We start from the raw sequence: 22,221 nt of genomic DNA, 5'->3' as shown, positions 1-22,221 counted from the left end.
GCCGGACCACGCGAGCCGGCGAACCTCACAGCCCTTCGAGCCGCCCCGAGACCGGTTTCCGCCGCCATGACGCTCATCTTTCAAATCGTGCTGCCGATGTTCGTCCTGGTCGCGCTCGGCTTCTACGCCGGGAAATCGGGCAATTTCAGCAACACGGCGGCTCAGGGGCTGTCGCGCTTTCTCGGCATCTACGCCCTGCCGGCCCTGCTGTTCGCGGCGATGGCCAAAGCAAAGATCCCCGATCCCATCGAATGGGGCTTCGTGGCGTCCTTCTTCGTCGCAGCCTTCATCATCTTCGCACTGGGAGCCGCCTGGATGCTGTCGATCCGGCGGCGGGACGAGGCGGCGATCGGCGGCTTCGCCCCCTCCTTCTCCTCCATCGGCCTGCTCGGCGCGCCGATCCTGATGGACGCCTACGGATCGTCGGTGGCCATCCCGGTGATGCTGCTGATCCTGTTCCAGTCGCCGCTGCTCTTCACCACCGCGACGATGATCGCCGAGGCGCAGCGGACGGCGGGCGGGCGGCCGGTCGCCGCCGCGGTCAACGCCGTCAAGGCGACCCTGCTCAGCCCGATGATCCTGTCGATCGTCGTCGGCATGGGCTTCAACCTGAGCGGCGTCCATGTGCCGGACGCCGTCATGAAGGCCGCGGACTACGCCGCGGCCACCGTTCTGCCCTGCGCCTGCTTCACGCTGGGCACCTCGCTCTCCTTCGGGAAGCTGTCGGGCAAGTTCGGCCAGGCGCTGGTCCTGGCGATGATGAAGACGGTCCTGCACCCGGTGCTGACCTGGGTGCTGGCGGTGGAGGTCTTCCACCTGCCGCCGGACTGGCTGGCCCCCGCCGTGACCGCCGCGGCGCTGCCCATCGGCGTCAACGTCTACGCCTTCGCCGAGCGCTATCAGACGGGGCGGGAACTGGTGTCGATGTCACTGCTGCTGTCCACCCTGATGTCCCCGATCTCGATTTCCGTCGCCTTCATGGTGGCGATGGGCTGACGCGGTCATTTCGACGCAGGCAATTTTCATTATGCGTCCATTTGACGCTTGCCGCGCACGCCTGAACGCGCGGAACTCCAAGAAACCACGCCAGATAGAAAGCATTCGTCGAAAATCTCTGTGATTTCCGGATATCCGATCCGGTCAGCACGATTGATACACGAATAGAGACTCTGTATCTTCCACTTTGAAGCGTCAAAGTCGCTTCCATCGGGTCGATTTGACAGCGCTGGGCCTATGAACCGCTCCTTTTCGCGAGAATGGCGACCAAACTCCGCCGCTGTGCCGGCAATGGGATCGGCCATCCACGAAGATAGACATACCGAAGTATGCGCTCATCAAAATCAAGGTGATGACGGATCTTCGTGTCGTTCATGATCCAACATTTCAATGCTGCCAAAATCAATGACCGACGATCTTTACGAGAATTTCAGAAAAGGAGGCCCAGCCTGTGTCCGCATCGGGACGGGCGGGATCTCCCGGGATCCCACCGCGTCCGCGGCCAAGGGGGTCTTCCGCAATAACGCAGGAAAGAAGGGCATCCAGATGATCATTCGCAGCAAGTTCCTGGCGCTGGCGACCGGGACCCTGGCGCTGGCCATGTCGACGACCGCGCTGTCGACGGCCCGGGCCGCCTATCCCGAGAAGCCGATCACCGTGGTCGTCGCCTACGACGCCGGCGGTTCGACCGACGTGACCGCGCGCCTGCTGGCTCCCTTCATCGAGAAGCATCTGGGCGGCACCCGGATCGAAGTGGTGAACAAGCCGGGGGCCGGCGGCGAGATCGGCTTCGCGGCCATCGCCGACGCCGCGCCGGACGGCTACTCCATCGGCTTCTGCAACACGCCGAACATGGTGTCGATCCCGATCGAGCGTCAGGCCCGCTTCTCGGCGGACCGGCTGGACGCGCTGGTCAACGTCGTCGACGATCCCGGCGTGTGGAGCGTTCCCGGCGACAGCGCCTTCAAGACGCTGAAGGACGTCGTGGAGCACGCCAAGGCCAACCCGAACACCGTCACCGTCGGTACCACCGGCGTGGGCTCGGACGACCAGCTTGCCATGCTGCTGGTGCAGCGCCAGGCGGGCGTGCAGTTCACCCATGTGCCCTTCTCCGGCTCCGCCGCCAACTACAAGGCGATGCTCGCCAAGAAGATCCAGATCAGCGGCCAGAACCTCGGCGAGGGGCTGCGCGGTCAGGCCTCCGACCAGATCCGCGTGCTGGGCGTGATGAGCAAGGAGCGCTGGAAGGCCGCCCCGGACATCCCGACCTTCGCGGAGCAGGGCTACCCGGTGCTGATGGCCTCGCTGCGCGGCGTCTGCGCGCCGAAGGGCCTGCCCGCCGACGTCCGCGCCAAGCTGGTGGACGCCGTCACCAAGGCCGCGACCGATCCGGAGTTCGTGGCGAAGGCCGAGGCCAAGGAGACCTTCCAGCCGCTCCGCGTCCTCGGCCCCGACGCATTCGCGGCGGAGCTGAAGCAGCTCGACACCGAACTGAAGTCGCTGTGGCAGTCGTCGCCCTGGCTGAAGTGATCCGGGGCTGACGCGACCCGGGCGGGCTGGTCCGTCCGGGTCCGGCCCATCCGCGAAACCACCCGCCGCCGGCCGCCCGGCCTGCGTCGGGTGCGGTTCAAGCCCCCCTGACCATCCGGCGCCAACGGACCGGCCAATGGTTGAAGCAGGTGCTCCATGACTTTCCTCAATCACCTCCACATTCCCACCAAAATGGGAATCCCGGCGGCGACAGCGATCCTGGGCATGCTTGCCATCGCGTTGCTCGGCGGCTCCGCCATCACGGAACAGTCACGCCTGCTGGACACGCTGTTCAACCGCTCCTTCACGCGGGAAGCGGATGTCCAGGCGTTGACCGACACGCTGACCGTCGCCCACGCCGGCCTCTACCGGACGGTGATCCTCAGCACCGCCAATGCCTCCCCCAAGGCGGTCGAAGATGAATCGAAGGCCCTGACCGAACAGATCACCAAGCTGAAGACCCAGGCGGACAAGATGAAGGGCCAGTCCGCCGCGACCGAGGAGGAGGGGCAGATCCTCCAGCGCTTCGGCTCCGACACCGCGGCCTATCAGGCGAAGGTGACCAGCTTCCTCGACCTGCTGAAGATGGGCGTCGATCCGCTCGACTTCCTGCAGGAGGTCCAGGCGGCCTACGGACGCCTGAACGGCACCGCCCGCGACTACCTGACCTACCAGCGCCAGCAGTCGGCCGACGCCTACGCCAACGTGAACGCGTCGGTCGACGCGACCACCCAGGCCTTCGTCGCCTCGGCGATCGTCGCCCTGCTGATCACGGTGGGCGTCGCGCTGTTCATCGGCTTCAACATCGTCCGTCCGGTGGTCCGCCTGACCACGGTCATGGAACGGCTGGCCCAGGGCCGGCTGGAGGACGAGGTGCCCGCCGCCGAGCGCGGCGACGAGATCGGCCAGATGGCCCGCACCGTCCGCGTCTTCAAGGAGAACGCTCTGCGCGTCCAGGAGATGGCGCGCGAGCAGGAGGCCATGCGCGCCCGCGCCATGGAGGAGCAGCGCCGGGCCATGAACAGCCTCGCCGCCGACCTGGAGGCGTCGGTCAAGGCGATGATGGGCGAGGTGGTGCGGTCCGCCACATCCATGCGCGGCGAGGCCAACGTCATGCTTGAGAACGCCCGTCAGACCAGCCACCACAGCGATTCGGTCGCCCACGCCGTGCAGGAGGCGACGAGCGAGGTGGAGAGCGTGGCCGCCGGCGCCGAGCAGCTCCGCGCCTCCATCGACGAAATCACCCGGTCCATCACCCAGTCGACCCAGCTCGCCCGCGGCGCGGTGGACGAGGCCGGGCGGACCGACTCGATCGTCCAGGGCCTCAGCGAGGCCAGCCGGAAGATCGAGGAGGTGGTCGGCCTCATCAACAACATCGCCGGCCAGACCAACCTGCTGGCGCTGAACGCCACCATCGAAGCGGCGCGCGCGGGCGAGGCCGGCAAGGGCTTCGCCGTGGTGGCGCAGGAGGTCAAGAGCCTCGCCAACCAGACCGCCAAGGCCACCGACGAGATCGGCGCGGAAATCGCGGCGGTGCAGGCGGCGACCACCGCGGCTGTCAACGCCATCCGCGCCATTGTCAACACCATCCGGCAGGTGGACGAATCGCTCAGTACCGTCGCCGCGGCGGTGGAGGAGCAGGACGCCGCCACCCGCGACATCAGCGAGCGCTCCCAGCGCGCCGCCACCGACACGGTGGCCGTGCTCCAGGAGATGCGGCTGGTGCAGCAGGCGGCGGAAACCACCGGCCATTCCGCCGGCGCCGTCCAGACCACGACCGAGGAGCTGTCGCGCAGCTTCAACCGGCTGGACAACGAGATCGAAGCCTTCATCACCCGAATCACCGCGGCCTGACTTGGCCCGATGCGGGGGGACGCCGTGGCGTCCTCCGGCACCGCCCATGAAAAAGGCCCCTCTTCCACGTGGAAGAGGGGCCTTTCCTATGCGGCCTGTCCCGTTCGCCTCACCCGATCACTTCAGCCAGGGGAACTCGCGCCAGAGGTTGCGAAAATCGCCGTCCAGCTCCTTCAGCTCCGCGGAGAAGGCTTCCGAATCGAGGATGCGCAGCGGCTGGTAGGTGTCGCGGGCCTTGCTCTGGAACTCCGGATCGTTGGCGGCCTTGGTCACCGCCTCGACCAGCTTGGTGCGGATCTCCGGCGGCAGGCCCTTCGGCGCGCCGACGCCGCGCAGCGACGCCATGGTGATGTTGTAGCCCAGTTCCTTGAAGGTCGGCAGGTCGGGCGCCATGTCCCAACGCTGCGTGCTCATCACGCCCAGGATGCGGATGTTGTCGCCGCCGGCTTTGCCGCGCAGCCCCTCGCCCAGATTCTGGCCGCAGATCTGGGTGTGGCGGCCGAGCATGGAGCGGTAGTTCTCCGCGCTGCCCGGAAACGGCACGTGGGTGAAGCGGACATTCGCCTGCCGCTGGAGCAGCAGCATGCCCAGATGGTCGTCCGAGCCGACGCCGGTGGAGCCCAGCGTGATGGTGTTCGGGTTGGCCTTGGCTTGGGCGACCAGATCCTCCACCGTCTTATAGGGGCTGTCGCCGTGGACGGTCATGATCCCTGGGTCGTCGACGATGTTCACCAGCGGGTCCAGCCGGTCGAGCGTGAAGCGGGCGTTGCGCTCGATCGGGATGGTGACGACGTTCGGCGTGTTGATGAAGCCGATGGTGTAGCCGTCCGGCGTGGCGTCGGCGATGGCCGCGAAGCCGATCTCCCCCCCGGCGCCGCCGCGGTTCATCACCACGATCCGCGCGCCGCCGCCCAGGTATTTCTCGATAAAGGGCGCCAGCATGCGCGCGGTCACGTCGGTCGATCCGCCCGCCCCGTAGGCGACGATCATGGTGATCGGCTTCTCCGGGTAGGCGGCCTGGGCCGCCGTCGCGCCCAACAGCAGGGCACAGGAGGTCAGGAGGCTGGAAAAGAAACGTCTGGCTTTCATGGTCGGCTCCGCCAAATGCTGCCGCAAGATCACCACACGGGAGCGCCACCAAGGAACGCCTCTGTGGTATCGGTTGCGCAATTCATAGTAACACGATTTTTTGTACACAATAGTATTTAAGGCGCAACCAGAGTGAGAGAAACGGACACATTGCCGCGCCGCCCATCGTCACCGAAAGGCGACGGCAAAACGGCCTTTCCACCTGGGAAAGGCCGTTCAGTCCCGTTCCGTCACGCGGCAACGGAAATCAGTTGATCGGTTCGGCGCGGTTGCCGAACAGGGCGCGCAGCTTGCGCCCGATGGCCGCCACCAGCATGCCCTGGTTGCCACCCTCCGGCTTGGGGAACCAGTCCGGCTCCTCGGTCTGGATGCGGCGGACCACCGTCAGGAACGCCTCGACCACCAGCGGGTCGAAGTCCTTGCCCGCCCGCTCGGCGATCCAGGCGATGGCGTGCTCCACCCCCCACGCCTTGCGGTACTGGCGGTCGGTGATGAGGGCGTCGAACACGTCGGCCACGGCCATGATCCGCGCCGACACCGGAATGGCCCCGCCGCGCAGCCCTTCCATGTAGCCCGACCCGTCGTAGCGCTCGTGGTGGTAGCGGGCGATCTCCGCGGCGATCGACAGCAGGCTGCGCCCGCGCAGGGGCAGCGCCGCCTCGCTGAGGATACGGTGGCCGATCACGGTGTGGCGTTGGATGGCGGCCATGTCGTTGTTCGCCAGCTCGCCCGGAATGCCCAGCGTCTCGTCCGACACGCTCAGCATGCCGACGTCGTGCAGCAGGGCGGCCAGCCCGACCTTCTCCACCAGTTCCTCGTCCAGCTCGTCGGCGAAGCGGCCGTGGACGCGCAGTTCGCGCGCGATGTCGCCGACCAGCCGCTCGATGCGCTGGAGATGGCCGGCGGCGGCGTTGTCCTTGTATTCGGCGAGCGACCCCATGGCCAGGACGGTGGCCTTCTGGGCGGTGTTCAGCTCCTCGAACAGCAGGGCGTTCTCGAAGGCGATGGAGCATTTGTTGCGGAACAGCTCCAGCAGCTGCCACTCGCGCGCGGTGCCTTCGTTGTTGTGGCCCTCGACGTAGATCATGCCGATGATCCCGCCATGGGCGCGCAGCCGCAGGGCGCAGTAGCCCGGCTCCACGATGGTTTCGGAACTCGGGCTCAGCCGCTCCAGCGCGGCGGCCACGTTGGGCTCGCCCAGCTCGGCGACGTCCACGTCCTTCCACTTGGCGAAGCGCCCGGTGGAGGCGCGCACGCGGATGCGCCGGTCGCGCGGCAGCGTGTCGCCCTGGATGCACAGCAGGGCGTGCCGCCCGATGCCCAGCAGCCCGACGGCGCGCGGCAGGATGTTGGGGAACAGCACGTCCGGGGTGCGCATCTCCAGCAGGCCGGTGGTCGCCACCAGCATGCGGGCCAGCGCCTTGCGCCCGGCCGCCTGGGTCTGCAGGTTGGCGAAGGCGCGCAGCCGCGGGACGACGGCGGTGCGCAGCGTGCGCGCCGTCAGCCCGCCCTTCAGGCGGTAGTCGCTGACGTCGTGCCCCTCCACCACCTCCTCTTCCGGCGCCCGCTCGGGATGGCCGGTGCAGACCAGGATGCGGACGCGGCTGTTCCCTAGATCCTTGCGGATGTGGTCGATGAGGCCGAGCCCTTCCGGCACCCCTTCTGCCGCGGGGTCCAGCACCGGCTCCAGCAGGACGGCGGCGGTGCCGGGGTTGCGGTACAGCGCCTCGCGCGCCTCGGCGGCGGTGGCGGCGGTCAGCACCGTCACCGGCGCCCCATCCAGCGCGAAGCCGTCGAGCGCGGCGCGCGTCAGCCCGGCCAGCGCCGGGTCGGGATCGACCACGAGGACGTGCAGGCGGGGCTTGGCGGGCGGAACCGGGGTGGCCTCCGGCGGGCGGGCGTCGTCGTTGGGCATAACCGTCTCGATGGTTGCGCGCGGTGCGCGCGCCTGCACAAAAAATACGCCCACTTCCTGATTCATTCAACTTTCATCGGTTTGGACACGAAGGGCTTCTCCGTAATAACCGCCTCTTCCGGTTACGCCCCTCCGCCTGTTGCCTGTCGCGGCAAATCGGCTACCCTTTGCCTACAACGGCGGCAAACCGCCGCAAAAAATCAGGGAAGGATTGGAGCGATGGCTCTCAGGGCCGAACAGCTCAAGGACGAGCTGACCGAAGAGGTCGTGCGGCAGGTACGCGAGCGGCTGGGCCGCAGCCGCGCGGCACCGGCGGAGCGCTTCGTACGGCAGTTCTACGACAACGTCCCGCCCGACGACATCATCCAGGCTCCGGCGGAGCAGCTCTACGGCGCCGCCCTCGCCATGTGGCAGTGGGGCCAGCAGCGCGAGGCGACGGACCGCGCCAAGGTCCGCGTCTACAATCCCCGCGTCGAGGAGCATGGCTGGCAATCCCACCGCACGGTGGTGGAGATCGTCAACGACGACATGCCGTTCCTCGTCGACTCGGTGACCGCGGAGCTGAACCGCCAGGGGCTGACCGTCCATCTGGTCATCCACCCCGTGGTGCGGGTCAAGCGCGACGCCGACGGCCAGCTCGTGGAGCTGTACGAGCCGGCGGCGGCCCCCACCGACGCGGCCCCCGAATCCTTCATGCATGTCGAGGTCGGCGCGGTCACCGGCGCCGCCGCGCTGGACCAGGCCCGCGACGGGCTGGAGCGCGTGCTGGCCGACGTGCGCGCCGCCGTCGCCGATTGGCGGGCCATGCGCCAGCAGGTGCGCGCCGCCATCGTGGAGGCCGACTGCGCCCGCGCCGCCGTCCCGGCCCTCATCCCGGACGACGAGGTGGACGAGGCCAAGGCCTTCCTGTCCTGGGCCGACGACGACCATTTCACCTTCCTCGGCTACCGCGAATACCGCTTCGAGAGCGGTGCCGACGGGGCGGACTCCTCGCTGGGTCTGGTCGCCGGCAGCGGTCTGGGCATCCTGCGCGACGACTCCGTCACCGTCTTCGACGGGCTGCGCAACTACGCCACCCTGCCGCCCGACGTGCGCGACTTCCTGCGCAACCCGCGCGTCCTCATGGTGACCAAGGGCAACCGCCCCTCCCCCGTGCACCGTTCCGTCCCGATGGACGCCATCCTCGTCAAGCGCTTCAATGCCGAGGGGCGGATCGTCGGCGAGCGGCTGGTCGCCGGCCTCTTCACCTCCGTCGCCTACAACCGCAGCCCGCGCGAGATCCCCTACCTCCGCCGCAAGGTCGCGGAGGTGATGGAGCTGGCCGGCTTCGACCCGCAGGGCCATGACGGCAAGGCGCTTCTGCACATCCTGGAGACCTACCCGCGCGACGAGCTGTTCCAGATCCAGGTGCCGGAGCTGCTCGACATCGCGGTCGGCATCCTGCACCTGCAGGAGCGGCAGCGGCTGGCCCTGTTCGTGCGCAAGGACCCGTTCGAGCGCTTCGCCTCCTGCCTCGTCTACGTGCCGCGCGACCGCTACGACACGACGCTGCGCCGGCGCATCCAGTCCATCCTGGAGGCCGCCTACGACGGCACCTGCACCGGCTTCACCACGCAGCTGACCGAAAGCGTGCTGGCCCGCCTGCATTTCATCATCCGGACCGAGCCGGGCCGCGTGCCCGCCGTCGATGCCACCGATCTGGAGGCGCGGCTGGTCCAGGCGTCGCGCGGCTGGGACGACCATCTGCGCGACGCGCTGGTCGAGGCCCATGGCGAGGAGCAGGGACGCACCCTGTTCCGCCGCTACGCCGACGCCTTCCCCACCGCCTACCGCGAGGAGTTCAACGCGGAGGCCGCCGTCTTCGACATCGACCGCATCGAGAAGGCGACGGCCCAGGGCACGCTGGGCATCAACCTCTACCGCCCGCTGGAGGCCGAAGGGGACGAGCTGCACGTCAAGATCTACCACGAAGGCCGCCCGGTGCCGCTGTCCGACGTGCTGCCCATGCTGGAGCACATGGACCTGAAGGTGATCACCGAGGCCCCCTTCGAGATCGCCATCGCCGGCCACGCCGCCCCGGTGTGGATTCACGACTTCACCGCGCGGTCGCAGAACGGGCTGCCCATCGACTGCGCGATGGTGAAGGAGAAGTTCCAGGACGCCTTCGCCGCCGTCTGGGACGGCCGGATGGAGGATGACGGCTTCAACCGCCTCGTCCTTCGCGCCGGCCTGACCGCGCGGGAGGTGACGGTGCTGCGCGCCTACGCCAAGTATCTGCGCCAAGCCCGCATCCCCTATGGGCAGGACGTGGTGGAAAGCACGCTGGCCGGCCATCCGGCCATCGCGCGCAAGCTGGTCGCCCTGTTCCACAGCCGCTTCGACCCGGCCCGCCGTTCGCAGAACGATCCGGGGCTGGCCGCGGAAATCGAACGCGCGCTCGACGGGGTGAAGAATCTGGACGAGGACCGCATCCTGCGGCGCTTCCTCAACCTGCTGTGCAACACGCTGCGCACCAACGCCTATCAGAACGGGGCGGACGGGCGGCCCAAGACCTACCTCTCCTTCAAGATCGACAGCCGCCACATCGACGACCTGCCGCTTCCCCGCCCGATGGTCGAGGTGTTCGTCTACAGCCCGCGGATGGAGGGCGTCCATCTGCGCGGCGGCAAGGTGGCGCGCGGCGGCATCCGCTGGTCCGACCGGCGCGAGGATTTCCGCACGGAGATCCTCGGCCTGATGAAGGCCCAGATGGTCAAGAACACCGTCATCGTGCCGGTCGGCTCCAAGGGTGGCTTCGTGGTCAAGCGTCCGCCGCCGCCGTCCGCCGGGCGCGAGGCGGCGCTGGCCGAGGGCATCGAGTGCTACAAGACGCTGATGCGCGGCCTGCTGGACATCACCGACAACCTCGATGCCGAGGGCGCGGTGGTGCCGCCGCCCGAGGTGGTCCGCCACGATGAGGACGATCCCTATCTGGTGGTCGCCGCCGACAAGGGCACGGCGACCTTCTCCGACATCGCCAACTCGGTGTCGGTGGACCACGGCTTCTGGCTGGGCGACGCCTTCGCGTCGGGCGGCTCCGCCGGCTACGACCACAAGAAGATGGGCATCACCGCCCGCGGCGCCTGGGAATCGGTGAAGCGCCATTTCCGCGAGCTGGGACACGACACCCAGACGCAGGACTTCACCGTCGTCGGCGTCGGCGACATGTCGGGCGACGTGTTCGGCAACGGCATGCTGCTGTCGAAGCACATCCGCCTGCTCGCCGCCTTCGACCACCGGCACATCTTCATCGATCCCGACCCCGACGCCGCGCGGAGCTGGGAGGAGCGGCAGCGCCTGTTCGACCTGCCCCGCTCCTCCTGGGCGGACTACGACGCGGCGCTGCTGTCCGCGGGCGGACGTATCTTCGACCGCTCCGCCAAGTCGCTGGAGCTGACGCCGGAGATCCGCCAGCGCTTCGGCATCGCCAAGGACCACGTCACCCCGCTGGAGCTGATGCAGACCCTGCTGAAGGCCGAGGTGGACCTGCTGTGGTTCGGCGGCATCGGCACCTACCTGAAGGCGGCGGAGGAGACCAACGCCGAGGTTGGCGACAAGGCCAACGACGCGCTGCGCATCGACGGGCGCGACGTGCGGGCCAAGGTGATCGGCGAGGGCGCCAACCTGGGCGTCACCCAGCGCGGCCGCATCGAGGCGGCGCAGCACGGGGTGCGGCTGAACACCGATGCCATCGACAATTCGGCGGGCGTGGACACCTCCGACCATGAGGTGAACATCAAGATCCTGCTGAACGACGTGGTCGTCCGCGGCGACATGACGCTGAAGCAGCGCGACCAGCTGCTGGCCGCCATGACCGACGAGGTGGCCGGTCTGGTGCTGGCCGACAACTATCTGCAGAGCCAGGCGCTGACCGTCGCCCGCGCGCTGGGTCCCGACGCGCTGGAGGCGCAGGCCCGGCTGATCCGGTCGCTGGAGAAGGCGGGGCGGCTGAACCGCGCCATCGAGTATCTTCCCGACGAGGAGGAGCTGTCCGCCCGCATGGCCAACCGCGAGGGGCTGACCCGGCCCGAGCTGGCGGTGCTGCTGGCCTACGCCAAGATCACGCTCTACGACGATCTGCTGGCGTCGGACCTGCCGGACGATCCCTTCATGGCCGACGACCTCACCCGCTACTTCCCCAAGCCGCTGCGCAAGGCCCATGCGGAGGCGGTGGGGCGGCACCGGCTGCGGCGGGAGATCATCGCGACCAGCGTCACCAACAGCCTCGTCAACCGCACCGGCCCGACCTTCGTCAAGGAGATGATGGAAAAGACCGGCATGGGTCCGGCGGACGTCGCCCGCGCCTACACCATCGTGCGCGACGCCTTCGGCCTGCGCTCGCTGTGGACGGGGATCGAGGACCTCGACACCGTCGTCCCGGCCGCGCTACAGACCGGCATGATCCTGGAGACGGTCCGCCACATGGAGCGCGCCGCCGCCTGGTTCCTGGCGAGTTGCCCGCAGCCGCTGGACATCGCCCGCGAGACGGAGGCCTTCCGGCCCGGCATCGAAACGCTCCTGGCCGGTCTGGACAACGTGCTGGACGCCGAGGAGACGGCCCGCCTGACCGCCCGCGTCGCCTCCTACCAGGAGCAGGGCGTCCCCGCCGAGTTGGCCCGCCGCATGGCGGCGCTGCCGGTGCTGGCCGCCGCCCCCGACCTCGTCCGCATCGCCGGGCGCACCGGGCGCGGAGTCGCGGACGTCGCGGCGGTCTACTTCATGCTGGGCCGCCGCTTCGGCCTGGAATGGCTGCGCGACAAGGCCGCCGCGGCGAAGACGGAGAACCATTGGCAGAAGCAGGCGGTGGCCGCCCTGGTGGACGACCTGTTCGCCCACCAGACCGCGCTGACCACCCGCGTTCTGGAGGCGGTGGACCAGCTTCCCGCGGAAGCCCCCGTGGAGACCTGGATCGCCCACCGCCGCCCGGTGGTGGAGCGGGTGGAGCAGCTCCTGTCCGAGTTGCGTACCCAGCCCAACGTTGACCTGTCGATGCTGGCGGTGGCGAACCGGCAGCTCCGCGGCCTGACGGCGGGGTAAATGGCTTGAAAACCCCTCGTCCGGCCCCCTTCGGGCGGGTCCGGACGAGGGTTTCCCATGCGTCCCGCCCGCTTTCCGGCTATGGTGCGGCCATTCCAAGGAATGTCCGCCCAACCGGAGCCGCCGCGATGACCGACCCCCAGCCGACCCTGAACGACGCCATCCGCCTGCTGCGGACGAACGATCTGGGCGGGGCGGAGGCAGCCTGCCGGGCGATCCTGGCGACCGACCCGCACAACGCGCAGGCCCTGCACCTGCTGGGCGTCGTCGCCGCCCACACCGGCCATCCCGACGGCGCACTCGACCTCTTCACGCACGCCATCGCCGAGGACGGCAAGGACCCCTCCTTCCACAACAGCCGCGGCAGCCTGCTCTTCCAGCTCGGCCGCGCGGCGGAGGCGGAGGCGGCGTTCCGCGCCGGCATCGCCCTCAACGACCGCCTGCCGGAGCTTCACGGCAACCTGGGCAACGCTCTGAAGGCACTGGGTCGGCTGGAGGACGCCGAGGGCGCCTTCCGCGCCGCCCTGGCTCTGCGCGGCGACGCGCCGGAGATGCACAATTTCCTCGGCACCACCCTGCGCGAGCTGGGCCGGCTGGACGAGGCGGAGGCCGCCTTCCGCGCCGCTCTGGAACGGGCGCCGGAGTATCTGGAGGCCCGCTACAACCTCGCCGAGGCGCTGAGCACCCGCGGCGCCCTGGAGGAGGCGGAGGAGGCGTTCCGCGTGGTGATCGCGGCGGCGCCCCGCTTCGTCCCCGCCCATGTCGGCCTCGCCCACACGCTGCAGAGCCTCGACCGCGCCAACGAGGCGGTGGAGGCCATCGAGGCCGCCCGCGCCATCGCGCCCGACCACCCGCTGGTGCAGTTCACCCGCCGGCTGATCTATTCCAACGCCGTCCCCGGCTGGCATCTGCCGATGATCAACGATTTCGAGCGCAACGACGCCTACGAGGCGGCGCTGAAGCGCGCGGTGACCCCGGACTCGCTGGTCCTGGAGATCGGCACCGGCTCCGGCATCGTCGCCATGATGGCGGCGCGCGCCGGGGCGCGGAAGGTGGTGACCTGCGAGGTGAACCCGATCCTCGCCCGCATCGCCCGCGAGACCGTCGCCAACAACGGCTACGCCGACCGCATCGACGTGGTGCCGAAGCTGTCCACCCGCCTGTCGGTGGGCGAGGGCGGCGACCTGCCGGAGAAGGCCGACGTCTTCGTGTCGGAGCTCATCAACATCGGCATGCTGGCGCCGCGCATGCTGTCGGTGCTGCAGCACGCGCGCACCCATCTGGTGAAGCCCGGCGGCGCGATCATCCCGCGCGCCTCGACCGTCTACGCCATGCTGGTGGAGACGCCGGAGCTGGCCCGCATCAACCCGGTGAAGACCATCGGCGGCTTCGACATGTCGACGTTCGACGTGTTCCGCTCCCCCGGCTACCAGCAGATCGACCTCGGCGCCGAAACCCACACGCCGCTGTCGGCCGCCTTCACCGCGCTCGATTTCGACTTCACCCGCAACATGCCCGAGGAGGGCGCACGCGAGATCGCCGTGGAGATCACGGCGGAGGGCACCTGCCACGGCGTGGCCTTCTGGTTCGACCTGCACATGGACGAGGAGGTCGTCTACCGCTCCGAAAGCCGGGCGCGGACGAACCACTGGAAGCAGGCGATGACCTATCTGGAGACGCCGATCCGCGTGCGCCCCGGCGACCGGCTGACCATCGTCGCCCGCTACGACAACAACCAGATTTCGTTCGGCGTGGGCGGCTGAGAGGACCCGAGCCTTCGGGTTTTCCCGCGGGCCGAAGCCAGCCGATCGACGACGAACCGGAGAGGCCGCATGAGCACCGACAAGACACCCGACCGCATCGCCACCGCCCTCGCTGCCCCCTTGCCCGACCTGTCCGACCTGGAGCGGCAGAAGGCGGAGATCGAGGCGATCCAGGCACAGATGATGGACTTGCGCGCGCGGATCGACACACGCCTGGACGAGCAACGCCCCACCATCGACGCCGTTCCGGTTCGCCTCGACGAGTCCTTGCCGCCGAACCCACCCACGGCCATTCGCCATAAGGAATAAAAAGCAGCCCTTTTGACAACTTCAGCCTGAACACGATACGCTGCCATCAATGAATGGCGGCAACGGCAGAAACGCCCGCCTGGATGGTCGGGAGGGCTTCTCATGTCGATCACGACGCCAAACGCACAAGCGTCCGGTTTCAGCCTCGCGGGTTTCAGCCTCAAGGCGGCCTTGACCGTGCTGAGGGGTGCCGACAAGGGAAGCTCCACGACCACGCCCGCCGGCCAACCGGCCGCCGCCGGCGGTTCCGCCGTCTTCGTCACCCTGTCCGTCGAGGCCCAGGCCTTCATGGCGACCACCACCGCGTCCAAGGCCGGCAAGACCGCGACCAGCGCGGCGGCGGGCCCTTACGCCGCCTATTTCCCGACGCGCGACGGCAAGCCCGCCACGGCGCTGGCGAAGGCGGTGTCCGACCCGGGGGCGGTGTCCAGCTCGGCGGGGCTGAGCGGGCCGGCCCTCGCCAAGGACGCCCGCGCCCGCATGGATGCGCAGTACGAGGCCATGAAGTCCAGCGGCAAGCCCTTCGACTTCGACAGCTTCGAGGGCCGGGACTGGTACTCCCTGATGGGCGATCTCGACCGCCGCACGCTGGAGGCGGTCCGCAGCAACGCCGGCGGCCAATTCTCCAAGCAGGAGCAGGACATCGCCCAATCGATCATGGCGCAGCAGGAGGGGCTGGCCATGGGCCTCTACAACGGTCCGATCAGCCAGGAGGCCAGCTTCACCGATCCGTTCCGCGGCGACGAGGCCGCGCGGCGCAAGGCGAATCTCGCCTTCCTGGACGCCGTCAGCACGGAGGAGAAGAGTTCGACCGAATGGGCGACGCGGCGGGCGGCGGCGCAGGCCTTCGACGACCCTCTCGCCAGAGACTAAGGCATGGGGCCGACGCAGCCCCCTGCGGTTGGCAATCCCGGCCGCTTTGCCTAGAGTGGGCCATCCCGGACAACAGATGGCCGATCCTTCAGCATGCCCCACACCGCCGAGGCGCCGAGCCGCCGTGCCATCGCGTCCTGGTGCCTCTACGACTGGGCGAACTCGTCGTACAACACCATCATCACAACCTTCATCTTCTCGGTCTATTTCGCCCGCGGCGTGGTCGGGGACGAGGTGGCCGGGGCCTCGCGCTGGAGCGCGGCGCTGACCGTCGCCGGGCTGCTGATCGCCCTGCTCAGCCCCGTGCTGGGCGCGGTTGCCGACCGGACGGGGCGGCGCAAGCCGTGGATGGCGCTGTTCACCAGCCTGACCGTGGTCTTCTGCGCCGCGCTCTGGTGGGTGAAGCCCGACCCGTCCCACGCGCTGTTCGCCCTGGTCTGCGTGGTCGTTGGCACCATCGCCTTCGAACTGGCGAACGTCTTCTACAACGCCAGCCTGACCGCGCTGGCGCCGCCGCGGATGCTCGGGCGGATCTCCGGCTGGGGCTGGGGCATCGGCTATTTTGGAGGGCTGGCCTGTCTGGTGGTCGCCCTGTTCGTCTTCGTGAAGTCGCCCACCCCGCTGTTCGGCCTGCTCGACACCGCGGAGCAGGCGCCGGTGCGCGCCACCGCCCTGCTGGCCGCCGCCTGGTACGGGCTGTTCGCCCTGCCCTTCTTCCTGTTCGTTCCGGACGTGCCGGCGACCGGCCTCGGCATCCGGCAGGCGGCGCGGGAGGGCATGGCGACGCTGCGCCGGACGCTGGCGGAGACGCGCAAGTACCGCAACACGCTGCGCTTCCTGATCGCCAGCACGATCTACCGCGACGGCATCAACACCATCACCGCCTTCGGCGGAATCTTCGCTGCTCACGCCTTCGGCATGAGTTTCGAGGAGATCCTGCTCTTCGCCATCGCGCTGAACGTGGTGGCCGGCGTCGGGGCCATCGGCTTCGCCTGGGTGGACGATCGGATGGGGGCCAAGCCGACCATCCTGGTCAGCCTGGTCGGCCTGACCGCCTTCGGCGTGCCGCTGCTGCTGGCGACGGAAAAGGCGTGGTTCTGGGTGCTGGCCCTGGGGCTGGGCGCCTTCTTCGGGCCGGCCCAGGCGGCCGGGCGGTCGATGATGGCGCGGCTGGCCCCGCCGGGCATGGTGGGCGAGATGTTCGGGCTCTACAGCCTGACCGGCCGCATGGCCGGCTTCGTCGGGCCGCTCGCCTTCGGGCTGGCCACCGCGCTGTTCGAGAGCCAGCGGGCCGGCATGGCGAGCGTTGTGGCTTTCTTCGTCATCGGTTTTGGGCTTATGCTGACGGTTCGGGAGCCGGCACCGGGCGATGCGAATACGGTGCGACAGTCCGCCGCGGCATGACGGCGGATTCACCCAGCGGAAGCTGCTAACTTGCCTTTTGCTGCGACGCACAACGAACTTTGCGCGGAGGGCGGAACGGACATGTTGCACATCAAGGACATCGAGGCCTTCGCGCACATCAACGAGGCGCTGGCCCGCGACCACGCCGCGGCGCGTGGGGAAGACGAGTCGACAGGGCGTCCGTCGGGGCATCATCCAGCGATGCATCCGGCGATGCTGATCGCCATGGCGGCGACCGGGCGCCTGAAGCCGGAAGACGGTGCGGACGGAAAAACGCCGCAGACCGAAGCCGCCCTGCTGGCGCGGCTGATGGGGGCGCGGCGGGGGTCGTAAGCGCACTGGGGGTGTCGGCGTAACGCCCCCACCCCGGCCCTCCCCCGCTGGGTGGGGGAGGGAACAGCTCCCCCAAATTCCCCTCCCCCGCCCAGCGGGGGAGGGTCAGGGTGGGGGTAATCGAACGGCTCAGTGCCGGAAGTGGCGCATCCCCGTCAGCACCATCGCCAGACCCTTCTCATCGGCGGCAGCGATAACGTCGTTGTCGCGGATCGAGCCGCCGGGCTGGATCACCGCCGTCACGCCGGCTTCCGCTGCGGCCAGCAGGCCGTCCGCGAAGGGGAAGAAGGCGTCCGACGCGACCACCGAACCCTTGGTCAGCGGCTCGCTCAGGCCGGCGGCCTTGGCAGCCTCCGCCGACTTGATGGCGGCGATGCGGGCCGAGTCGACGCGGCTCATCTGGCCGGCGCCGACGCCCACCGTGGCGCCGTTCTTCGCGTAGACGATGGCGTTCGACTTCACATGCTTGGCGACGCGGAAGGCGAAGAGTAGGTCGGCCAGCTCCTGCTCGGTCGGGGCGCGCTTGGTCACCACCTTCAGATCGTCAAGGGAAATGCGGCCGTTGTCGCGGTTCTGCAGCAGGAAGCCGCCGGAGAGCTGCTTCACCATCATCCCCGGCTCGGCCGGGTTCGGCACGTCCTTGGTCAGCAGGACGCGCAGGTTCTTCTTGGTGGCGAGCAGGGCGCGGGCCGCGTCGTCGGCGTCCGGGGCGATCACCACCTCGGCGAACAGCTTGGCGATCTCCTCCGCCGTGGCGGCGTCCAGCGGACGGTTGACGGCAATGATGCCGCCGAAGGCGCTGACCGGATCGCACAGCAGGGCCTGCTTGTAGGCGTCGAGCAGGTTCGCCCCCTCGGCCACGCCGCAGGGGTTGGCGTGCTTGATGATGGCGACGGCCGGACGCTCGAACTCGGCGACCAGCTCGAAGGCGGCGTCGGTGTCGTTCAGGTTGTTGTAGGACAGCTCCTTGCCCTGGAGCTGGATCGCCGTCGCCACACCCGGACGCTGCTCGCCGGTGACGTAGAAGGCCGCCTGCTGGTGCGGGTTCTCGCCGTAGCGCAGGGTCTGGCTGAGCTTGCCCGACAGGGTGGTGCGCGGCGGGAAGGTCTCGCCGAGCTGGCCGGCCAGCCAGGAGGAGATGGCCGCGTCGTAGGACGCCGTGCGGGCGTAGGCGCGCTGGGCCAGCATGCGGCGGAGCTTCAGCGTGACCGCGCCGTCGTGGGTCGCCAGTTCGTCCAGCACCGCCTCGTAATCCTCGGGGTCGGTGACGACGGTGACGAAGTCATGGTTCTTGGCCGCGGCGCGGATCATCGCCGGGCCGCCGATGTCGATGTTCTCCACGCAGTTGGCGTAGTCGGCGCCCTTCGACACCGTCGCCTCGAACGGGTAGAGGTTCACCACCACGAGGTCGATCGGCGGGATGTCGTGGGTGGTCATCGCCTCGGCGTGGATGTCGCGGCGGGCCAGGATGCCGCCGTGCACGCGCGGGTGCAGCGTCTTGACGCGCCCGTCCATGATCTCCGGGAAGCCGGTGTGGTCGGAGACCTCCTTCACCGGGATGCCGGCCTCGGCCAGCCGCTGGGCGGAGCCGCCGGTGGACAGGATCTCCACGCCCTTGGCCGCCAGCGCCTGACCGAGCGCGACGAGGCCCGTCTTGTCGGACACGGAGATCAGCGCGCGCGTGATGCGGACGAGATCGGGGGCGGGCGAGTGGGCGACGTTCGGCGGGCTCATCGGGGCATCCTGGCTGTCATGGAACCGGCTGCGGCGGACCGGGCATGGGAAGACGGGACCTGAGCCGTCGGGGACCTGACCGATCCGGAAAAGCGAAACACCCCGCTTCGTCCCCCCCGCCCGGGCGAGGGTTACGGTCGCAGGGCGAACACTCCACAGACTCTCGAAACAGGCACCGATCCGTATTCCCACGGCCTGTCCGCCGCGGATGCGCGCGGTTTACCCCCCCTTGCGCTCGCGGCGCAAGGCCCATTTCACCGTCTTGATGGCGGAGCCGGTATGTCCGGAGACGGCGATCTGGGTGGTCCGCCGCGGCTCGTCGCCGCTGCCCAGATAAATGCTCTCCTCCAGCTCCAGCGTGCCGCCCGAGGCGCGCAGCCGCCAAGCGGCCCCGCTCGGCAGCTTCAACTGCACCTGCCCGCCCTGGACGAGGGTCGCCTGGACCGCGGGGTGCAGGTGGAAGCGGATGGTAAAGGGCCGCGGCTCAGGCGTGGCGCCGATCACCGGCTCCAGCATGTCCTCGCCGCGCAGGTCCTCGCCGTTCTCCGCCAGATAGACGCGGCGGCGGTGCAGATAGCCGAAGTTGCGGCTGTAGCCGTTGTGGGTGGCGACGACCAGCACCGCCCCGTCGTTCTCCTGCCGCTCGCAGCCGACATGGGAGGGGCGGCGGCCCAGCCCGCCCTCCTCGATCACCTCCGACGAGTTGGTCTCGGCCAGCACGACGGTGGAATGGGCGGCGGTGCCGGCCAGCGCGGCGCGCCAGGGACCGGTCTTCACCGGATGGGCGCCGCAATTGACGATCAGCCGCTCCTTGCCGACCGACATCTCCAGCGACAGGGTGCCGGCGTGGGCGGTGGCGTCCAGCCCGGTGACCGGCGGCACGCCGGTGTCCATCAGCACCATGGTCCGCCCGGCGATCAGCCGCTCGAAGCCGGTGTGCGGCGCGCTCTTCAGCGGGCGCCCGCGGGCGTCGGCCTGGGCCAGCACCGTGTCGACCAGCGCCGCGTCCTCCTCCCGCCCGCCGTTGAACAGGGCAAGCCCGCCGTCGCCGTGGCGGAAGAAGCGCAGGGCCGGGGTCATGCGGTCGATGGCGTGCTGCAGCGCCTCCGGCACGTCGGCGCGGGCGGTGCGCAGGACCGACCGCATGTCGATCAGGTCGCGCAGGATGCGCAGCTGCACCGAGGGGCAGCGTTCGACATGGCCGCCGTCCGGCAGGATCTGGCGCGGCAGTTCCCGCTCCAGCAGCTTCAGCGCGTCCTGGCCGATCCGCTCATGCTCCGGCAGGCAGAAGCCGCCATAGACGAGGCCCTTGGCCGCGGTGACCAGCGCCTTGCCGTCCAGCGCGCCGGGCACCACGCGGGTCAGATGCTTGACCTGACGGGCGAGGCTGTCGAAGACCGCGGCGCGGAATTCGTCGTCGGCGGAGGCGCAGTAGAAGTCGTGCAGACCGATCCAGGCGGCGATGCGGGCGCCCAGCACCTCTGGCGCCCACGTCTGGGCGTTCCAGCCGCCGTTATGGTCCAGCCAGGACAGCACCAGCGCGCGGGCGCGCCGCCGCGCCGTGTCGCCGCCGACCGCGCGCAGATCGCGCAGCCATTCGAAGCCGTGCAGGGCGTCCTGCCAAACGGCGCTGCCGGCCCGCCAGTTCGGCGCGCCGTGGGCGTCGGCCGCCGCGGCTTGCCCGCCGAAGCGGAAGACGCCGGCCAGGATCGCCGAGCCGTCCCCGGCGTCGCCCGGCCAGGGGTCCGGCGGCACGGCGGACAGGGCGGTCGGCGCGCGGCCGCCCAAGGTCAGCTTGTAGATCGGGTTGCCGAAGGCGATCTGCGCGACGCCGTCCCGCAAGCGGCCCATTTTCCCACGGCCCGGCGCTCATCGGCTCACCCCGTCACACGGCAGGGGAAGGCGATGACCGGCGCTTCGCTGAAGGCATTCGGGCGATCGGGGGGATGCATCCTGTTGTCGTATCAAATTCGCCTCGACCCCCGCAAGCCGGTGGTGCCCTAATCGTGCAACCGTCGCAGCCTTGCCACGAAGAACCCGTCGATGCCGCCGAGGTCCCCGAGCATGCCCGGCAGGGATCGTACCTCACCGCGCTCGTTGATCAACTCGGCCAAATTGCCATCCCCCGCATGGCCGCCACCCAGATCGGCCGGCGTGATGGGCAGGCGCTCGACCCGCTTGTCGCGGGCTAGGATGCGGTCGATCTGCGCCTCGCCCTCCTCCGGCTGGATGGCAGGTGCAGTAGATCAGCGTTCCGCCCGGCTTCACCAGATCGACGGCGTGGGCCAGCAGGCGGCTCTGCGCCTTGGCCAGCTTGGCGATGTCCTCCGGCGACTTGACCCGCAGGATGTCGGGATGGCGGCGGATCGCCCCGGTGGCCGAGCAGGGAGCATCGAGCAGCACCGCGTCGGCGGGCTGGTCGGGGGTCCAGGTGGCGGCGTCGGTCGCCAGCACCTCCGCCGACAGGTTGAGGCGGGCTAGATTCTCCCGCACCCGCTCCAGCCGCTTGGCGGAGCGGTCGACCGCCGTCACCTCTGCACCCTGTGCGACGAGTTGCGCGGTCTTGCCGCCGGGCGCCGCGCACAGGTCGTAGACGCGCTTGCCCGCCAGATCGCCGAACAGCTTGGCCGGCAGCGAGGCGGCGAGGTCCTGCACCCACCACGCGCCCTCGGCGAAGCCCGGCAGCTCCGTCAGGTTGCCGCCGGCGGCGCGGCGCAACGTGCCGGTGGGCAGCAGCCGGGCCTCCAGCCGCTCCGCCCACACCGCGGGATCGGCCTTGACGGTGATGTCCAGCGGCGCCTCGTGCAGGTGCGCCTCGACGATGCCGCGGGTGCGGCCGATGCCGTAGGCCTGCCGCCAGGCCAGCCACAGCCAGTCCGGCGTGTTCAGGCGCCCGGCGTCCTGCTGGGCGGCCAACTCCGTCCCCTCGCGCCCGATGCGGCGCAGGACGGCGTTGATCAGGCCCTTGTAGGGTTCGGCTCCCCGGGCCGCGGCCAATTCCACCGCCGTGTCGACGGCGGCGTGGGCGGGCGTGCCGAGGAAGACGAGTTGGGCCGCGCCCAGCCGCAGGATGTCGTGCACGGTGGCCTTGGGCAGACCCGGCTTGGCGAGGCTGCCCTGGATCAGCGCGTCGATCTGGCCGAGCCGGCGCAGCACGGTGGCGGTCAGAAGCCGCACGAAGCCGCGGTCGCGCGGGTCGAGCCCACGCAACTCCGGATGCGCCTCGAACGCATCGTCGAAGGGGATGGACTTGCGCAGCACATCGCGCAGAAGATCAAGCGCGGCGGAGCGCGCGGCAAGGGAGGCGTCGGACATGCCGCTGGATGTAGCGCGCCGGGCCGCGGG

The 22,221-nt window shown here is 69.5% G+C and carries 13 protein-coding genes and 1 pseudogene; 9 read left to right on the top strand and 5 right to left on the bottom strand.

The features are described from left to right. The first annotated feature begins 66 nt into the window (after positions 1–66). From H1Q64_RS06210 to H1Q64_RS06200, 3 genes are all read left to right on the top strand, one after another. Positions 67–996: an AEC family transporter gene (locus tag H1Q64_RS06210; RefSeq protein WP_237904814.1), complete on the top strand. Its 930-nt coding sequence runs from the start codon at positions 67–69 to the stop codon at positions 994–996. Between the two features lie 546 nt (positions 997–1,542). Continuing rightward, positions 1,543–2,526: a Bug family tripartite tricarboxylate transporter substrate binding protein gene (locus H1Q64_RS06205; protein ID WP_237904813.1), complete on the top strand. Its 984-nt coding sequence runs from the start codon at positions 1,543–1,545 to the stop codon at positions 2,524–2,526. Positions 2,527–2,682: 156 nt separating this feature from the next. After that, positions 2,683–4,380, top strand: coding sequence for a methyl-accepting chemotaxis protein (locus H1Q64_RS06200; RefSeq protein WP_237904812.1), 1,698 nt, complete (start codon positions 2,683–2,685; stop codon positions 4,378–4,380). 117 nt (positions 4,381–4,497) lie between these two features. Here H1Q64_RS06200 and H1Q64_RS06195 read toward each other — a convergent pair whose 3' ends face one another. Both H1Q64_RS06195 and H1Q64_RS06190 read right to left on the bottom strand, forming a co-directional pair. Further along, complete coding sequence (locus H1Q64_RS06195) at positions 4,498–5,469, bottom strand: Bug family tripartite tricarboxylate transporter substrate binding protein (RefSeq protein WP_237904811.1); 972 nt, start codon at positions 5,467–5,469, stop codon at positions 4,498–4,500. A 247-nt stretch (positions 5,470–5,716) separates the two neighbouring features. Beyond that, complete coding sequence (locus tag H1Q64_RS06190; RefSeq protein WP_237904810.1) at positions 5,717–7,384, bottom strand: HD-GYP domain-containing protein; 1,668 nt, start codon at positions 7,382–7,384, stop codon at positions 5,717–5,719. 219 nt (positions 7,385–7,603) lie between these two features. Between H1Q64_RS06190 and H1Q64_RS06185 the strand changes: the two genes are divergently transcribed. The 6 genes from H1Q64_RS06185 (at position 7,604) to H1Q64_RS06160 (ending at position 17,142) form a co-directional block, all read left to right on the top strand. Further along, the gene (locus H1Q64_RS06185) at positions 7,604–12,460 is read left to right on the top strand and encodes an NAD-glutamate dehydrogenase (protein ID WP_237904809.1); all 4,857 of its coding nucleotides are present in this window, start codon (positions 7,604–7,606) and stop codon (positions 12,458–12,460) included. A 128-nt stretch (positions 12,461–12,588) separates the two neighbouring features. Then, entirely contained in the window at positions 12,589–14,223 is a 1,635-nt protein-coding gene (locus H1Q64_RS06180; protein ID WP_237904808.1) for a tetratricopeptide repeat protein, read from the top strand. Between the two features lie 69 nt (positions 14,224–14,292). Then, positions 14,293–14,532 (top strand): hypothetical protein, encoded by a 240-nt coding sequence (locus H1Q64_RS06175; protein ID WP_237904807.1) that lies wholly within the window; start codon positions 14,293–14,295, stop codon positions 14,530–14,532. 102 nt (positions 14,533–14,634) lie between these two features. Next, complete coding sequence (locus H1Q64_RS06170; protein WP_237904806.1) at positions 14,635–15,405, top strand: hypothetical protein; 771 nt, start codon at positions 14,635–14,637, stop codon at positions 15,403–15,405. Between the two features lie 93 nt (positions 15,406–15,498). Continuing rightward, positions 15,499–16,809, top strand: coding sequence for an MFS transporter (locus H1Q64_RS06165; protein ID WP_237904805.1), 1,311 nt, complete (start codon positions 15,499–15,501; stop codon positions 16,807–16,809). 81 nt (positions 16,810–16,890) lie between these two features. Continuing rightward, the gene (locus tag H1Q64_RS06160; RefSeq protein WP_237904804.1) at positions 16,891–17,142 is read left to right on the top strand and encodes a hypothetical protein; all 252 of its coding nucleotides are present in this window, start codon (positions 16,891–16,893) and stop codon (positions 17,140–17,142) included. Positions 17,143–17,271: 129 nt separating this feature from the next. Here H1Q64_RS06160 and purH read toward each other — a convergent pair whose 3' ends face one another. The 3 genes and pseudogenes from purH to H1Q64_RS06145 form a co-directional block, all read right to left on the bottom strand. After that, the gene (purH, locus tag H1Q64_RS06155; protein WP_237904803.1) at positions 17,272–18,876 is read right to left on the bottom strand and encodes a bifunctional phosphoribosylaminoimidazolecarboxamide formyltransferase/IMP cyclohydrolase; all 1,605 of its coding nucleotides are present in this window, start codon (positions 18,874–18,876) and stop codon (positions 17,272–17,274) included. Between the two features lie 219 nt (positions 18,877–19,095). Continuing rightward, positions 19,096–20,727, bottom strand: coding sequence for a heparinase II/III family protein (locus H1Q64_RS06150; protein WP_237904802.1), 1,632 nt, complete (start codon positions 20,725–20,727; stop codon positions 19,096–19,098). 149 nt (positions 20,728–20,876) lie between these two features. After that, positions 20,877–22,191, bottom strand: a pseudogene (locus tag H1Q64_RS06145) (RsmB/NOP family class I SAM-dependent RNA methyltransferase). Between the last annotated feature and the right edge of the window lie 30 nt (positions 22,192–22,221).

Source organism: Azospirillum brasilense (genome assembly GCF_022023855.1).
Lineage (GTDB): Bacteria > Pseudomonadota > Alphaproteobacteria > Azospirillales > Azospirillaceae > Azospirillum > Azospirillum brasilense_F.
Note: the sequence above shows the minus strand (reverse complement) of the source record. Positions and strands in the feature narration are given on the sequence as shown.

What these genes read in the sequence shown, in the direction of transcription:
- H1Q64_RS06185 (WP_237904809.1), top strand. Translation starts at nt 7,604, where the DNA reads ATGGCTCTCAGGGCCGAACAGCTCAAGGACGAGCTGACCGAAGAGGTC.
- H1Q64_RS06150 (WP_237904802.1), bottom strand. Translation starts at nt 20,727, where the DNA reads ATGGGCCGCTTGCGGGACGGCGTCGCGCAGATCGCCTTCGGCAACCCG.
- H1Q64_RS06205 (WP_237904813.1), top strand. Translation starts at nt 1,543, where the DNA reads ATGATCATTCGCAGCAAGTTCCTGGCGCTGGCGACCGGGACCCTGGCG.
- H1Q64_RS06210 (WP_237904814.1), top strand. Translation starts at nt 67, where the DNA reads ATGACGCTCATCTTTCAAATCGTGCTGCCGATGTTCGTCCTGGTCGCG.
- H1Q64_RS06180 (WP_237904808.1), top strand. Translation starts at nt 12,589, where the DNA reads ATGACCGACCCCCAGCCGACCCTGAACGACGCCATCCGCCTGCTGCGG.
- purH (WP_237904803.1), bottom strand. Translation starts at nt 18,876, where the DNA reads ATGAGCCCGCCGAACGTCGCCCACTCGCCCGCCCCCGATCTCGTCCGC.
- H1Q64_RS06175 (WP_237904807.1), top strand. Translation starts at nt 14,293, where the DNA reads ATGAGCACCGACAAGACACCCGACCGCATCGCCACCGCCCTCGCTGCC.
- H1Q64_RS06165 (WP_237904805.1), top strand. Translation starts at nt 15,499, where the DNA reads ATGCCCCACACCGCCGAGGCGCCGAGCCGCCGTGCCATCGCGTCCTGG.
- H1Q64_RS06195 (WP_237904811.1), bottom strand. Translation starts at nt 5,469, where the DNA reads ATGAAAGCCAGACGTTTCTTTTCCAGCCTCCTGACCTCCTGTGCCCTG.
- H1Q64_RS06160 (WP_237904804.1), top strand. Translation starts at nt 16,891, where the DNA reads ATGTTGCACATCAAGGACATCGAGGCCTTCGCGCACATCAACGAGGCG.
- H1Q64_RS06190 (WP_237904810.1), bottom strand. Translation starts at nt 7,384, where the DNA reads ATGCCCAACGACGACGCCCGCCCGCCGGAGGCCACCCCGGTTCCGCCC.
- H1Q64_RS06200 (WP_237904812.1), top strand. Translation starts at nt 2,683, where the DNA reads ATGACTTTCCTCAATCACCTCCACATTCCCACCAAAATGGGAATCCCG.
- H1Q64_RS06170 (WP_237904806.1), top strand. Translation starts at nt 14,635, where the DNA reads ATGTCGATCACGACGCCAAACGCACAAGCGTCCGGTTTCAGCCTCGCG.